This window comes from Hymenobacter taeanensis, from assembly GCF_013137895.1.
In the GTDB taxonomy this organism is placed as follows: Bacteria; Bacteroidota; Bacteroidia; order Cytophagales; family Hymenobacteraceae; genus Hymenobacter; species Hymenobacter taeanensis.
On record NZ_CP053538.1, the window covers coordinates 4,687,331 to 4,701,285 of the forward strand.

The following is a 13,955-nucleotide window of genomic DNA, read 5'->3' on the forward strand; positions in this document are numbered from 1 at the left end:
TGCTTTAAGGCGCTTCAGGGAACCTAGCACCACTCCTCTTCTCTAGGCCACTACCCTACTACAAACGTGCGCATGCTCATGCCGCCGAAGCTTACTTCTTCGAAGGCGTGGCGAATATCGTCATCGGCTTCGGCCAGAGCCAGGCTGTAGAGCATGGGAATGTAGTGGTCGGGGGTGGGTACGGAGAGGGGGCCGCTGGCGCCAGCCTGTTGGTAGTGGGCCAGGGAAAGCAGGTCGCGCTGGTTGATTTTGGCTTTAGCCCATTCATCAAACTCTACGGCCCAGGCGTGCGGACGTGGGTCGTCGTGCATGAAGTTGGGTATGCTCTGGCGCAGGTTGTGCACAATGTTGCCGCTGCCTAAAATCAGCACGCCCCGGCGGCGCAGAAACTGCAGCTGCCGGGCCAGTTCAGCGTGGTAAGTAATGGGCTTGTAGTAATCAATGCTGAGCTGGAACACCGGAATGTCGGCCTCCGGAAACAGGTGGTGAAGCACCGTCCAGGTGCCGTGGTCGAGGCCCCACTCATCACTGGGGTGGGCATCGGGTAGGGCCGCCAGCACCTCCTGGGCTACCTCGGGGGCACCGGGCGCGGGGTACTGCATGTCAAACAGCTCCTGCGGGAAGCCGCCGAAGTCATGGATGGTCTCGGGCCGCTCATTTACGGCCACAAAGGTGCCACGCGTGAGCCAGTGCGCCGACACTACCAGCACCGCCCGCGGCGGCTGCCGGTTTCGGATATCTCGGCCTAGCTGGTGCAGGGTTTGGGTGAACGGGTTATCGGCCAGCGCATTCATCGGGGAGCCGTGGCCTACAAAGAGCACGGGCATTTTGGCGGTTTGCTGGAAGCCGCTGGCGGTTTTATGGAGGTCTTGCAGGAAGTTCATAGCAGTAGCAAAGGGCAGCACAACCAGGGGTTTCAGGAAGGCTTGGGGGTGCAGTTGATCCTTGATTTCTATAGAACAAAAATACCTCGCCTAGAGTGGCGAGGCCTTAATGTAGGATAAGAAATGCGGTGTGGTAAAGCTGTGGCTATATTGCCTCAATCTTAAAGTGACCAGCAAGCAATGGCAAGAGCAGGTAGGCCTAGCAAATCAGACCCGCGTCTCGATGACGTAATTTATGCTATACGATAAGGCAATTTGGCGGAAGTAACGCAACTGCTCCCAGCGATTAGCATAGACGCCTGTGATGGGTACGGGCGCACGGGCCTGTTGTGGGCAGCTTTTTATGGTAATAGCAGCATCCTCAACTGGCTGATAGATAACGGCGCCAATGTTCAGCATCAAGATAGAAATGGCTATTGCGCCTTGCATTTTGCAGGGCAAGAGAAGCAACTTGCTTGTGCGGGACTATTGCTGCAGCATGGGGCTGATCTCGAATTAGCAGATCGGCATGGAAATACGCATCTGGACAGCGCTTTTCAATGCAAAGGAAGACTTTCGGCTTGTGAACCCCTACATGGCTGCAACCTCGACCATGTAAACTTACACCAGAAAACGCCCAGAGAACTGCTAGATGGGTTTGGTTGGCAGCCCATTAAATGAGTTCTGCGTTGAGCATATTACCAAACTTGCCAATATAAATCCCCTCCTTCATGCATCTGCAACTAGCCGACCTTTCCGACATCGACGGTGTCTTGGCGCTCCACCAGAAGTATCAAATAGACACGATCCTTGAGGAAGACAAGAAGGATGGTTTCGTTACTACTGCCTTCACCCGCGAGCAGCTAACCCAGCTGATTCAGGAGGAGCAAGGCTTGTTTATTGCGAAGCAGGAGGAGCAAGTAGTGGCCTACGTCATGTCGGCTTCGTGGCAGTTTTGGTCGGTGTGGCCCATCTTCTCGCTCATGATCGAGAACCTGCCTAACCTAGAATACGCCGGGCGCACTCTCAACACCGAAAACTCTTACCAGTACGGCCCCGTGTGCGTGGATAAAGCCTACCGGGGCAGTGGCTTGCTAGAAACCATTTTTGAATTCGCCCGCGAGAAAATGTCGCACCGTTATCCGGTGCTGGTTACGTTTATCAACTGCATCAACTCCAGGTCGTACGCGGCGCACACCCAAAAGCTGGGCCTTGAAGTCATTGCCGAGTTCGACTTCAACCGTAATCACTACCTCGAACTGGCCTACGACACCTCAAAATGCCTGCAACTGTCCCCGAGGCATAAACAGGAGCCGCAGCAATAGTGGAGTAGTTTGAACAACTTACCGGCCTGTTCCTCCTCTCTCCCACCCGCCACCGTATGCGCCGAATATTACCCACCATTGTGCTGGCGCAGTTTTTCTGCACTTCCTTATGGTTTGCCGGCAACGCTATTGCCCCTGATATAGCCGCGCAGTTTCATCTGGCCCCCGGCTTTGTGGCCTACCTCACCAGCGCCGTGCAGCTGGGCTTTATTACCGGCACGCTCACTTTTGCCGTGCTTACCATCGCCGACCGCTTTTCCCCTTCCAAGGTGTTCTTTCTGAGTGCACTGCTGGCAGCGGCTTGTAACCTGGGCGTCAACCTTCACGGCATCGGTACGGGAGAGCTGCTGGCCTTCCGTTTCCTGACGGGCTTTTTCCTGGCGGGTATTTACCCAGTGGGTATGAAAATAGCCTCCGATTATTTCCAAGCTGGCCTAGGAAAATCATTGGGGTTTCTGGTAGGCGCGCTGGTGTTGGGCACTGCGTTTCCGCACCTGCTCAGGAGCTTGGCGGCGCAGTTGCCGTGGCACTACGTTACGCTGGCCACCTCGGGGCTTGCGGTGCTGGGTGGCCTAGCGCTGGTGTTGCTGGTACCCGATGGCCCTCACCGTAAAGTAGGCCAGCGGGTGAAGTTCTCGGCCTTTCTTGATGGGTTTAAACTGCCTCAGTTCCGAGCGGCGGCGTTTGGTTACTTTGGCCATATGTGGGAGCTGTATACTTTCTGGGCCTTTGTGCCGGTGCTGCTAGGAGCTTATAACTCGGCGCACCCAGGCGTGGCCCTGCCGGTATCGTTGCTCTCGTTTATCATCATCGGGGCGGGTGGCCTGGCGTGCGTGAGCAGCGGGTTGCTTTCGCAGCAGCTGGGGGCGCGGCCAGTAGCCACAGCCGCGTTGGCACTCTCGGGAGTATGCTGTTTGGTGTCGCCGCTATTTCTGCAGAGCAATACGCCCGGTTTGTTGCTGGCGTTCCTGTTCTTTTGGGGGCTCGTGGTAGTAGCCGATTCACCGTTGTTCTCGACGCTGGTAGCGCAAAATGCACCCGTAGCTACACGCGGTACGGCGCTTACTATCGTCAACTGCCTTGGCTTTGCCCTTACTATCGTCAGTATTCAGGTTACCAACTTGCTAGGCCACTTCGTGGAGCCGCAATATCTGTATATGACGCTGGCTGCGGGGCCGATGCTAGGGTTGTTGGGGTTATGGAGTGGTAGTGAGAAGCGAAACATTCTTCACTTTAACTGATCTACAACAGGTAAATTATGCTGCTTATATTCTACTATGATTTCCTCAAAATTAATTACAAACACATTCAATCTGTAAGTAATGAAGTATTTTTCTTTTACACTATTTGGTCTATCGTTATTATTTTTCGAATGTAACCCACAGAGTAGGGTTTCAAATAATAAACCTAGAATAATACACAGCTTACCGCAAAGAAAGACGCTGTTAACCAAGCAGCAAAAGGACCAACTTGATAGCCTGGCAATTGACTATATGCTATCAGCTTATTGCTACGCGTACAGCAGCCCAAGCAATGCAGAACCTCCAAACGGCGAAGGACGCTCGAATAATTTGCCCTATGAAGTTGATAAGTCCTTTCCTGAAGCAAGGGTATATTTAGTAATTAATCAGGAGCGAATACATAGCTGCTGAAATTAATTTTCCAATCAAAAATCAGTTGGGCTGTCAGCTGTACCTGGTAAACACTTCTGACAGCCTACTTAGATTAGACGCGAGTGACAGTAGATTATCTATTGCAGCAGAGGCGAAAAATGAGAAAGGAATATGGAAGCCGATAACGTACTTTGCTCACAGTGACTGCGGTAACAGCTACCATACCGTAGCCTTAGACAAGAATCAATTTTGGAAATTTGCTACACCTATTTTTAAAGGCAGGTTCAAAACTAAGCTCAGGTATGTGTTAGAAATTAATATTAAGATAAAGATATTTTCTAATGAAATTAACGCTAATATCAATCTTACTCAGTTTCAAAAAGAAGGATTCTCGGAATATAAAGCACCTAAAGCCTGGAAGTTCTAAAGTGCCTTCTACTCAGAATACTGTCATAGTAAAAAGTTCAGGAGCCGTATGACTCCTAGACTTTGTTATAGAAAGCGCACCCAATTACTGCAACACGTCCAACATCACAAGAAGGTTTATATAGGCTTGCCAGTGAAGTGATAGACGTTATTAGTAATGACAACTCGTAATCAGGCAGACTCACTTAACCTATAGATTAACTTGCAAAGTTGCTTATGCAATTGTTTAGGCAAACAGCATGCAATAGTAGGATAGTGTGAAATCAGAGGTAGTTGCCGTAATTACGCAGTATATAGTCTATTAAATATACTTCTCCTCATGAGAACAGTACTACTATTCGCAGCGGCGGCCGTTTCGCTCGTAGCATGCAAGCCCGATGCTGCATCACAAGAAGCAGCTGCAAACTCTAACCCGCTTATGGGCACTTGGCAGCTTGTTAAAGGCACTGTGATAGATAAGGGCGATACCAGTGTTACCGACTACACCAAAAACAAGAACATATCCTTCGTCAAAATCATCAACGATACGCATTTTGCCTTTTTACAGCACGATGTCCATAAGGGCAAAGACTCCGCCGTATATGTGTCAGGTGGAGGCCGCTACCAACTCAACGACAGCACGTACACCGAGCACCTGGAATATTGTAGCGCCCGGAATTGGGAAGGGAACGACTTTGCCTTCACGGTCTCCATCAAAAGCGACACGCTAGTGCAGCAGGGAGTAGAGAAGGTAGAAGCCAGCGGAATCAACCGAACAAACATTGAGAAATACGTCAGGGTGAAGTAAGCCCCTGAGTATTGCCAATTGACGTATAAACTGCCTGCCAGAGAGTTCTCGCTGGTCTTCCGGCTTGGGTATCCGATGTAATCGCTCAACGATATACCACAAAAAAGCCCCGGCACCTAATGCCGGGGCTTTTCTATTCTAGTGAAAGCTACGCTTACAACAGCTTATCTAACATTACGGGTAGGGTACGAACACGCTTGCCAGTGGCATGGAAGACAGCGTTGGTAATGGCGGCAGCTACCCCTAAGAGGCCTACCTCCCCGATGCCTTTTACACCTAGGGGGTTCACAATGTCATCTTCTTCCTCCACAAAAATAACGTCGATGTCGTGGATATCGGCATTGACCGGAATGTGGTACTCGGCGTAGTTGTGGTTCATGTACCGCCCAAACTTGTGGTCCATGACGGTTTCCTCCATCAGGGCCATGCTGATACCCCACACAACTGAGCCCAGCACCTGGCTGCGAGCGGTTTTAGCATTAAGGATGCGGCCCGCCGCTACGGCATTTACCACGCGCGTAACGTGCACGGTGCCCAGGTCCTCATCTACCTTCACCTCCGCAAATACCGCATTATGCGAGTGCATAGAGTAAGGCATCTGCTTGAGGTAGTTGGGCATGGCAGAGGTGTTAGCCTCTAGCTGCTCCTTACCGCTAGCCTGCAGCACATCTTTAATAACTACAGATTGGTTCGGGTCGTGGCGTAGGCGAATCTGGCCATTCACAAATTCTACATCTTCAAACTTGGCTTTCTTCAGGGGGGAACCCTTCATTTTTTGCGCCAGCTTGAACAACTTCTCCCCAATGGCCTCGCACACACTTTTCACGGCGGTACCTACTGAGGCCGCCGTCCAGGAGCCACCCTGCACGGGAGCTTCGGGCATGTCGGTGTCGCCGAGCTTAAAGGTAACGGCCTCTATGGGCAGGCCTAGGTACTCAGCGGCAATCTGAGTCATGATGGTGTAGGTACCGGTGCCGTTCTCGCCGGCAGCACTCGTTACTTTCAGGTGACCATCGGCGGTGAGTACGGCTTTGGCAGCTGCCTTTTGCTGACTAGCATCCCACACGCCGCCGGCCATTCCCCAGCCTACCAGCATATTGCCTTCGCGCATGGAGCGGGGCCGCGGGTTGCGCCGGTCCCAGCCAAACTTAGCGGCTCCCTGGTGGTAGCAGTCGCGCAGCTTTTTGCTGGAGAAAGGCTTGCCCATATTCTGGTCTTTCTCAGCATAGTTGCGAATGCGGAAGTCCAGCGGGTCCAGGCCCGCCTCGTAGGCCATTTCATCCATGGCTACTTCCAGGGCAAAAGAACCGGTGGCAGCCCCGGGGGCGCGCATGTCCAGGGGGGTATACACATCCAGCTCAGCTAACTGGTAGCCCAGCTTCACGTTGTCGCACTGGTACAGCATGCCCGACCAGTTCACCACGTTCTCGGTGTATTCCTCGAATCGGGAGGTTTCATGCAGGGCGTGGTGCTGCACGGCCGCCAGACTGCCATCGGGGTTGGTGCCAAGCTTCAGGTACTGAAGCGTATGGGGGCGGTGACCGAAGCTAAACATCTGCTGGCGCGTGAGGGTAACCCGCACTGAGCGTTTCAGCTCCAGCGCCGCCAGCACCGACATAAACAGCTGATACTGGGGCCGCAGCCCGGAGCCGAAGCCCCCACCCATGAAGTGGTTTATTACGCGCGCTTCCTTTTTGCTCAGCCCAAAAATCTTACTGATGTACTGCTGACAGTTGTACACGCCCTGGGTTTTGTCGTAGGCCGTGATGGTACCATCAGCGTGGTACTCCGTGGTGGTGGCAAACAGCTCCATAGGGTTGTGGTGCTGAGCGCCGTGCACATACTCGTGCTCAATGCGGTGCGCGGCCTTTTTCCACTCTTTATCAGGCTTGCCACGGGGCGGAGGCGGGGGCATGAAACCAGTCTTACCACTACCGGGCATGAAGCCTTCCCGGCGCTTTAGCTCAATGTCCGTTTCGTGGTCTTCCTCTTCATACTCAATCTCAAGAATAGAGGCCGCGTAGCGGGCTACCTCAAATGTATCGGCTACTACCAGCGCAATGGGCTGCTGGTTGAACTTGATTTCGTTGTCGTGGAGGGGCCGGAAGGGAGAACCGCCGGGCGCTACGTCGTCTTTGTAGTTGCGGTCGAACCAGGCCAGGTTAGGCACATTCTCATGCGAGAAAACTGCCAGCACGCCCGGAATTTTCAGCACCGGCTTAGAGTGCACCTTGATAATCCGGCCTTTGGCAATGGGGCTGCTCACCACTACGCCGTAGGTCAGGTTAGGCACGTTAAACTCGGCGGAGTACTTGGCCGCGCCGGTTACCTTGGCCGGACCATCAACGCGACTCGTGGGTTTCCCGATGTAGTTGGTATACTGGCTCATGGATTGGAATTTAAGAATACATCAGTAGGACCCTGCTTCATCTCGGTGGCTTGTTTCAGGGCGCGTACAATGGCCCGCTTGGCCAGCTCCACCTTGAAGTCGTTGGAGCCGAAGCCGCGGGCACCCTGCAGCAGTTGGGTAGCGGCTTTGCGGAACGTCTCGGCCGTAGCGGGTTGCCCCTTCAGCGAGTCTTCCACGTCGGTGTCGCGCCAGGGCTTGTGGGCCACGCCACCCAGCGCCAGCCGCGCCTCCTTAATGGTATTGCCGTCCAGCTCCAGGGCAGCGGCTACTGAAACCAGCGCGAAGGCGTAGGAAGTTCGGTCGCGCAGCTTCAGGTAGGAGTAGTTTTTCTCAAAGCCTTTGGCCGGCAAGTCCAGGCCCGTAATCAGCTCGCCGGGCCGCAGGGTGTTATCAATGTGCGGGGCATTGCCGGGCAGGCGGTGGAAATCGGTAAAGTCGATGGTACGTTCCCCATTGGGGCCGCTCACGCGCACCACAGCTTCCAGGGCTGCCAGAGCAATGCACATATCAGAGGGGTGCGTAGCAATGCAGCTCTGGCTGGTGCCTAGTATTGCGTGAATACGGTTGTAGCCCCCAATAGCCGAGCAGCCTGAGCCCGGCTCGCGCTTGTTGCAGGGCGTGGCCGTGTCATAGAAATAATAGCAGCGGGTGCGCTGCATGAGGTTGCCCCCGTTGGTGGCCATGTTGCGCAGCTGCGGCGAAGCACCCGCCAGAATAGCCTGCGAGAGCAACGGATAACGCTTCTCCACTTCGGGGTGCCAGGCGGTATCGGCGTTGGTAGCCAAGGCTCCGAGGCGTAGGCCACCCTCGGGGTTATTTTGGATTTTAGCAAGCGGGAGGCGGTTCAGCCCGATGAGGTGAGTGGGCCGCTCCACGTTTTCCTTCATCAGGTCAAGCAGGTTGGTGCCGCCGCCGATGTACGCCGCGTCAGGATGACTGGCTTTATCGCGCACGGCGTCATCAACGGCCGTGGCGTGGGAGTAGGTGAAAGGATTCATTATTTAGAGCTTAGAGTGGAGAGGTTAGATCTTAGAAACACGAGCAGCACAAATGGCAAGGCCATCTAAGCTCTACCTTCTGGGCTCTGAGTTCTTAGAGTCTACTACTTCCTTCACGGCATTGAGAATGCCTACGTAGGCTCCACAACGGCACAGGTTACCGCTCATCAGCTCCCGTATTTCATCCTCCGTGCGGGCTTTGCCTTCGTTGATGAGGCCTACCGCGGAGCAGATCTGGCCGGGCGTACAGTAACCGCACTGGAAAGCGTCGTGGTCGATAAAGGCCTGCTGCAAGGGGTGCAGCTTTTCCTGGGTGCCCAGGCCCTCAATGGTGGTTATCTCGTTGCCTTCCTGCATCACGGCCAGCGTCAGGCAGGAGTTGATGCGCTTGCCGTTTACCAGTACCGTGCACGCCCCACACTGGCCATGGTCGCAGCCTTTCTTAGTTCCGGTGAGGTCGGCGTACTCCCGCAGGGCATCCAGCAACGACGTCCAGGGCGCCAGCTGAAGCTTGGTGTCAACGCCGTTTATCTTTAAGGTTACGGTGCTGGTTGGTGGCGGCGCGGCGGGCGCACCTGTTGCGCCGTGTTTAGTGGTGGAAGAATAGCTCATAGGAACCAGAAAGGAGATGGATTGATACGATACGGCTGAGCGGCCTTTGCCTGGCTCAACTGTACTCCATACGCCCTTCCGGAAGCTAGTGTTCTCCTAATTCACCTATGGCCTCTCCTACCCGCGGGCCAGCACTCCCCGAATGCGGCTCAACGACTCCGGTGTGATTCCCAGATACGCCGCAATCAGCCGCTGCGGTAGTCGGCGGGCCAGCGTAGGATAGAGCTGCAAAAAATCGAGGTAGCGCACCTCGGCGGGGGCGCTGAGCACCCCAATCAGCCGGCGCTGCATGGCCGTGATGCTGTTTTGCAGTAAGCCATGAAACAGTTCCTGAAACTCCGGCCCAAGGCGCTGAAATTGCTGCAGGAAGCTGGCTCCAAACAGCAGCACGTCGGAGTCTTCTACTGCTTCAATAGAGAACAGCGCCGGAGTGTGTTTAAGGATACCGTGCTGGTCAGAAATCCACCAATTTTCTGGCGCAAACTGCAGGATATGCTCTTTCTGGCGGGCATCCGTCACGAAGCCGCGCAAGCACCCGCGCACCACAAACGCCCCGAACCGCCCCGGTTCGCCCTGCCGCTCCAGCAACTCGTGCTTCTTCAGGTGCCGCGGCATCAGGAGGCTGCTCAGCTCCTCCAGCTGCGCATCGGTGAGTGGCAGCTTATCCTGAAAGTAACTGCGCAGGGCTTCGTGCATAGTTCGGAGAGGTTCATTGCCGGTTGTTATGCGAGAACAGTCACTGACAAGTAACAACTGGCAATCAGCAATTACAGCCCATACGTTACTGATAGATAGTATAATCCACCCACGCTAGGCCCACCCAAGAAGGACACATAATAGTTGTTTAGCACATTACTGGCACCTAGCTTAAACCGCAGGTTTGGGGTAGTTGCCTTAAAGCTAATCTGGGCATCGAGGGTACGGTAGGCGGGCACGTAGCCGTTTACCAGGAAGGTTTGGGAGTAATACCTGGCCTGCCAGCGGTAGTTGAGGCCAAAACCAAAGTTCTTGTAGGCCTTTTCATTGCCGAGGCTCAGATTGTAGGCCCAGTGCGGGGTATTAAACCCGTCCTCTAAACCATCCCCCGACTCCGTACGGTCCAGCCGGGCGTAGGTGACGTTGGCGCCGGCTAGGTAGCCGCTGGCCACGTCGTAGCGCAGGCCCAGGGAGCCGCCGTAGTTGTACACCTTGCTCTGAGCGTTAGTCCAGAGACGGTAGCGGTCCTGGGTGGCGCGGCTGTTGAGGGCGGTAGCAATGCCGTTAAGGTCAGAGGCGGTGGTGTTGGGCACGTAGGCCTCTACCTGAGCAATAAAGTCGCGGTAGGAGTTGTAGTAAAAATCGGCATCGAGCAGCAGGCGCCCTTCTGCCAGCAGCGCCGCTTTGTAGCCCATTTCCAGAGACTTCACATACTCGGGCCGGAGGTACGTATAGGGGTTTTTCACGAGCCGCCCCTGGTTTTGGGCAATGGCCTGCTGCCGTTTCTCAGCCGGGCTGGCCGAGCTGGTATTGGCATTAATAGACGCTGTTACGGCGGTATTAAACGCATCAATGCTGCTGCGCAAGTAGCTGTTTTCAAACACACCGCTAGACATTACCCGTAGCCCACCAATGCGCTTTACCTGCCCGCTATTCACGTTTGAAAAGCCCTCAAACAAGCTCGGGAAGCGGTAGCCGCTCTGGTAGCTCACCCGAAAGTTGTGGTGCTGGGTGGGCGAATACACGGCCGTGAGACGCGGGTTAAACCGGGTGCTGAAGTAATCGTTTTTATCGGCGCGCAGCGTGGCCGTTAGCCTTACTTTATCAGCAAACAGGTGCGCCCCCGCCTGCACGAAACCGCCGGTTTTGCCGTAGGTGAGCGTGCTGTACGGGTCCTGGCCTTTTTCTGGGTTGATGAAGTAGTTGCCATCGGGCTGAATGAAGTAGGTGCGGTGGTCGGCCCCTACCAGTAGGTCGGCCCAGGCAGGTAGGCCGCTACCTCCATCCTGGCGCAGCGCCTGCCCAATATTCACCTGGCCCTCGGCGTGCAGCATCTCTGCCTCCACGCGCAGGGCCGCCCCCTGGTCCCAGTTGTTGATGTCGGCCAGTGCGCTTAACCGCTGCCGGAATTCCGAAGTACCGGGCTGCAGCCGGCCGGTATCGGCGGCGCGGCGGGCGGTGGCGTGAGCCTGCGCTACGGTTTGCCCCTGGCCTACGGCTGCATTCCAGGCAGCTGTATACTCCTGGTTCCACTGGGCATCGGGCTTGAAGCTGCGGTCAAGGTTCTCGGCGGCGGAGCGCAGGTTGTAGCTTTTGCCGGTGTTTTCCTGAGTGAAATACACTCGCGCCTGCACCACGGGGCTGGTTAGCTGCAGGGCGTGCTGCTGCAGGCGGTAGTCTTCCAGCCGAAAGCGGTTAGAGCGCTGATATACGTTGTCGAGGATGGCGCCCCGGTACGTGTAGGCCAGCTCCGCATGGGGCGTGAGCTTGTAGTGCAGGGCTGCATCGTACCGGATAGTTTGCAGGTGGTAATCCACCACTTCCTGCTCATTGTAGCCAGTGCGGGCTATCTGGTAGTTTTTGCCGCCCAGGTTAAGCGTACTGCGGTCCGAAGATTCATTGCCGTAGCTGTTTACCGGGTCGCGGGCGGGGTTATCGGCCCCAAATAAGCCGGTGGTAGCATTGCCATTGGGGTTTAGCTCAGTCTGGTCGTTGGCAATCCAGTCGTAGCCGCGCAGATAGGTGCCGTTTACTTTGAAAGCCAGCTTGGGCGTGAGGGCTTTTGCATACCGAATGCTGGTTTCTGAAAACGGATGAACCCCTGTATTATGGTCGTTCAGGTGGTTGATGCCCGTCTTCTGCTGCACGCTCAGGCCTTCCGTGAGAAAAGGGTTTTTGGTGGTGAAATTTGCCAATCCGTTAATGGCATTCAGCCCATAGAGTGCGGCGGCCGTGCCGGGCACAATCTCTACGGTGCCAATATCAAGATCACTGGGGCCGAGCACGTTACCAATAGGTCCGCCAATGTGAGGGGCCTGGTTATCTACGCCATCAACGAGCTGCACAAAGCGCACGTTGGTGGTATTGGTAAAGCCGCGGGCGTTTATCACCTTAAAGCTCAGGCTGGGGGTAATTACCTGCACGCCTTTCACGTGCTCAATGGCATCGAAAAACGACGGGGCGGGCGTGAGGCGCAGTTGCCGCGGGTTAAGCTTCTCCACCGTCACCGGCGACTGCAGGATGCTCTCCTCTACCTTGGAGGCCGATACCACCACCTCCCCCAGTAACACATCCTTGCGCGTGGTGTCGGCGGCCTGGGCCCGTCGTTCGGGTTTGAGCTGCTGCGCCGCAACGGGCCTGGCCAGTCCTACCCCTAGCATCACAACCCCTACTACTGCTTCTGGTCGCACACCGCGTAGTATTTGCTTCATTTAAAGGCGTTATCGGTAATAATTTATTCCGGCTTTCTACTGCCTGAGTGCAAGCAGAAACAAATTGAATGTCGTTATATTTTGTAAAACATAACGACATTCAAGTCGAATAGTTTTGCCCATGTGGTCATCTCTCCTCAGCTCCACTATAGTATCCGGGTGGCTTCGGCCTGCATAAATGCCTGAAACCGCTCCTGCAGGGCCCTGAACTCCTCAATCATACGCTGGCCCTCTGGCGTAATTTCGGTGCCGCCCCCTCGCTTACCGCCAGTTTGGGTGAGCACGAGTGGACTGGCAGACTGCGCATTCATAGAGCTTACCAGATCCCAGGCCCGCTTGTACGACATGCCCATTTGCTGAGCTGCCTTCGAGATAGAGCCCTGCTTCTGAATCTGCGCTAGCAGCTCCAGCCGCCCAATGCCCATAAAGCGGTCATCGTTGGTTTCCACCCAGAGGCGCCCATTAAGCCGGAACGTAAGATCAGTGCGGAGCAGGTCTTTCATGAGCGCAATCTTACAAAAATCTCTTTCCTAAGAACACTCTAGGCCTATCTGCCACGCTCAAGTTTCAAGCAAAGAGCCGGGCATACTTCATAAAGGGCTCAGACCCCATGGAAATCAGACGATGCCAGGAAAAATTTGCAACGTAAGCTGCAACCTACCTGCTATTTCTTGCGGATACTCTTAAGGGAACAGCCCGCTTGGCTGCTTCTATTTAACTACCCCTCATTCTAGCTACGCTCATGGAATCCAACCAATCTGCCAACTCTACCTCCTCGCGTGAGGGCGGTAACAACCAAGCTAACAATACAGCTCAACCTTCTCAGTCGTCCGGTGCCGATAACCAGGGCACTGCGGCCAAGGGCTCAAGCGAGCAACAGCCTGCTGATGGAAAAAACTGGATGGAATATGCTAACCTTCAAAAGGTAGTTGAACAACTGCCCCAGGGTGTGCGTGATTTCTGCACCAACTCCTGGAGCCAGATGGGCAAGTCGCTGGGCCAGGTCGGCGACCAGGTAAACAAGCTGTCTACCACGCAAAAGGTAGCCGGCGCCGTGGCCCTGGCCGGCATTGGTTATCTAGCCTTACGCTCTGGTAAGGCCGACAAGCCCTCGGGCATCGGCAGCATGTACCGCGGCAACTCCTCAAAAGGCAACAAAAAATCGCAGCGGGGCTACCGCGCAGGCAGCTATTCTTCTGCCTCCTACAACTCCTACTCCTCTCCCAGCGACTCTACTACCCATGACAGCCGCCGCATGGATCGGGCTCCCGGGCAATACGGTGAGCTTGCCCGTCAGAACGCGTCCAGAGCAGGTGGCAGCTATCAGTCGGGCAGCTCCAACCTGTCGTCTTCCAGCTACGGCTCGTCGGCTGGCTCCAAGGCTTCATCTGACTATTCCTCTACCTCTGAGTCTCAGAAACCTTCGTCTATGTCGAGCCGCGGCATGAGCTACCGTTCCAGCTCTTCTTCAAACGATGAGCTAGATCTGGGAGCTGGCGTATAAATTGCCCTAG

Annotated in this window: 12 protein-coding genes; 5 read left to right on the forward strand and 7 right to left on the reverse strand. The window is 55.0% G+C overall.

All coding sequences use genetic code 11. The features are described from left to right. Positions 1 to 50: 50 nt before the first annotated feature. Positions 51 to 884, reverse strand: a complete 834-nt coding sequence (gene ygiD, locus HMJ29_RS19530) for a 4,5-DOPA-extradiol-dioxygenase (RefSeq protein ID WP_171593067.1) — start codon at positions 882 to 884, stop codon at positions 51 to 53. A gap of 255 nt (positions 885 to 1,139) precedes the next feature. On the opposite strand from ygiD, the gene HMJ29_RS20765 reads away from it, so the two are divergent. The 4 genes from HMJ29_RS20765 (at position 1,140) to HMJ29_RS19550 (ending at position 5,014) form a co-directional block, all read left to right on the forward strand. Beyond that, the gene (locus HMJ29_RS20765; protein WP_171593068.1) at positions 1,140 to 1,544 is read left to right on the forward strand and encodes an ankyrin repeat domain-containing protein; all 405 of its coding nucleotides are present in this window, start codon (positions 1,140 to 1,142) and stop codon (positions 1,542 to 1,544) included. Between the two features lie 50 nt (positions 1,545 to 1,594). Beyond that, entirely contained in the window at positions 1,595 to 2,188 is a 594-nt protein-coding gene (locus tag HMJ29_RS19540) for a GNAT family N-acetyltransferase (RefSeq protein WP_171593069.1), read from the forward strand. Between the two features lie 56 nt (positions 2,189 to 2,244). Continuing rightward, the gene (locus HMJ29_RS19545) at positions 2,245 to 3,429 is read left to right on the forward strand and encodes an MFS transporter (protein ID WP_171593070.1); all 1,185 of its coding nucleotides are present in this window, start codon (positions 2,245 to 2,247) and stop codon (positions 3,427 to 3,429) included. Positions 3,430 to 4,546: 1,117 nt separating this feature from the next. Further along, positions 4,547 to 5,014, forward strand: coding sequence for a DUF4488 domain-containing protein (locus HMJ29_RS19550; RefSeq protein WP_171593071.1), 468 nt, complete (start codon positions 4,547 to 4,549; stop codon positions 5,012 to 5,014). Between the two features lie 154 nt (positions 5,015 to 5,168). On the opposite strand, the gene HMJ29_RS19555 is transcribed toward HMJ29_RS19550, so the two are convergent. The 6 genes from HMJ29_RS19555 to HMJ29_RS19580 form a co-directional block, all read right to left on the reverse strand. Further along, on the reverse strand, positions 5,169 to 7,403 hold the full coding sequence (locus HMJ29_RS19555) for a xanthine dehydrogenase family protein molybdopterin-binding subunit (protein ID WP_171593072.1): 2,235 nt from the start codon (positions 7,401 to 7,403) through the stop codon (positions 5,169 to 5,171). Continuing rightward, a complete protein-coding gene (locus HMJ29_RS19560; protein ID WP_171593073.1) occupies positions 7,400 to 8,422 on the reverse strand; it encodes an FAD binding domain-containing protein in 1,023 nt (340 codons plus the stop codon). The genes HMJ29_RS19555 and HMJ29_RS19560 overlap by 4 nt, the downstream gene beginning before the upstream one ends. A gap of 72 nt (positions 8,423 to 8,494) precedes the next feature. Next, positions 8,495 to 9,034 (reverse strand): (2Fe-2S)-binding protein, encoded by a 540-nt coding sequence (locus tag HMJ29_RS19565; protein WP_171593074.1) that lies wholly within the window; start codon positions 9,032 to 9,034, stop codon positions 8,495 to 8,497. A 117-nt stretch (positions 9,035 to 9,151) separates the two neighbouring features. Beyond that, positions 9,152 to 9,730 (reverse strand): Crp/Fnr family transcriptional regulator, encoded by a 579-nt coding sequence (locus HMJ29_RS19570; protein WP_171593075.1) that lies wholly within the window; start codon positions 9,728 to 9,730, stop codon positions 9,152 to 9,154. 71 nt (positions 9,731 to 9,801) lie between these two features. Beyond that, the gene (locus tag HMJ29_RS19575) at positions 9,802 to 12,441 is read right to left on the reverse strand and encodes a TonB-dependent receptor (RefSeq protein WP_244679008.1); all 2,640 of its coding nucleotides are present in this window, start codon (positions 12,439 to 12,441) and stop codon (positions 9,802 to 9,804) included. A 146-nt stretch (positions 12,442 to 12,587) separates the two neighbouring features. After that, a complete protein-coding gene (locus HMJ29_RS19580) occupies positions 12,588 to 12,944 on the reverse strand; it encodes a winged helix-turn-helix domain-containing protein (protein ID WP_171593076.1) in 357 nt (118 codons plus the stop codon). A gap of 239 nt (positions 12,945 to 13,183) precedes the next feature. On the opposite strand from HMJ29_RS19580, the gene HMJ29_RS19585 reads away from it, so the two are divergent. Then, a complete protein-coding gene (locus HMJ29_RS19585) occupies positions 13,184 to 13,945 on the forward strand; it encodes a hypothetical protein (RefSeq protein WP_171593077.1) in 762 nt (253 codons plus the stop codon). Positions 13,946 to 13,955: the final 10 nt, after the last annotated feature.

Excerpts from the sequence above, each read along its gene's own strand:
- HMJ29_RS19540 (WP_171593069.1), top strand. The coding sequence starts at position 1,595 with ATGCATCTGCAACTAGCCGACCTTTCCGACATCGACGGTGTCTTGGCG.
- HMJ29_RS19545 (WP_171593070.1), top strand. The coding sequence starts at position 2,245 with ATGCGCCGAATATTACCCACCATTGTGCTGGCGCAGTTTTTCTGCACT.
- HMJ29_RS19550 (WP_171593071.1), top strand. The coding sequence starts at position 4,547 with ATGAGAACAGTACTACTATTCGCAGCGGCGGCCGTTTCGCTCGTAGCA.
- ygiD (WP_171593067.1), bottom strand. The coding sequence starts at position 884 with ATGAACTTCCTGCAAGACCTCCATAAAACCGCCAGCGGCTTCCAGCAA.
- HMJ29_RS19560 (WP_171593073.1), bottom strand. The coding sequence starts at position 8,422 with ATGAATCCTTTCACCTACTCCCACGCCACGGCCGTTGATGACGCCGTG.
- HMJ29_RS19555 (WP_171593072.1), bottom strand. The coding sequence starts at position 7,403 with ATGAGCCAGTATACCAACTACATCGGGAAACCCACGAGTCGCGTTGAT.
- HMJ29_RS19585 (WP_171593077.1), top strand. The coding sequence starts at position 13,184 with ATGGAATCCAACCAATCTGCCAACTCTACCTCCTCGCGTGAGGGCGGT.
- HMJ29_RS19570 (WP_171593075.1), bottom strand. The coding sequence starts at position 9,730 with ATGCACGAAGCCCTGCGCAGTTACTTTCAGGATAAGCTGCCACTCACC.
- HMJ29_RS19565 (WP_171593074.1), bottom strand. The coding sequence starts at position 9,034 with ATGAGCTATTCTTCCACCACTAAACACGGCGCAACAGGTGCGCCCGCC.
- HMJ29_RS19580 (WP_171593076.1), bottom strand. The coding sequence starts at position 12,944 with ATGAAAGACCTGCTCCGCACTGATCTTACGTTCCGGCTTAATGGGCGC.
- HMJ29_RS19575 (WP_244679008.1), bottom strand. The coding sequence starts at position 12,441 with ATGAAGCAAATACTACGCGGTGTGCGACCAGAAGCAGTAGTAGGGGTT.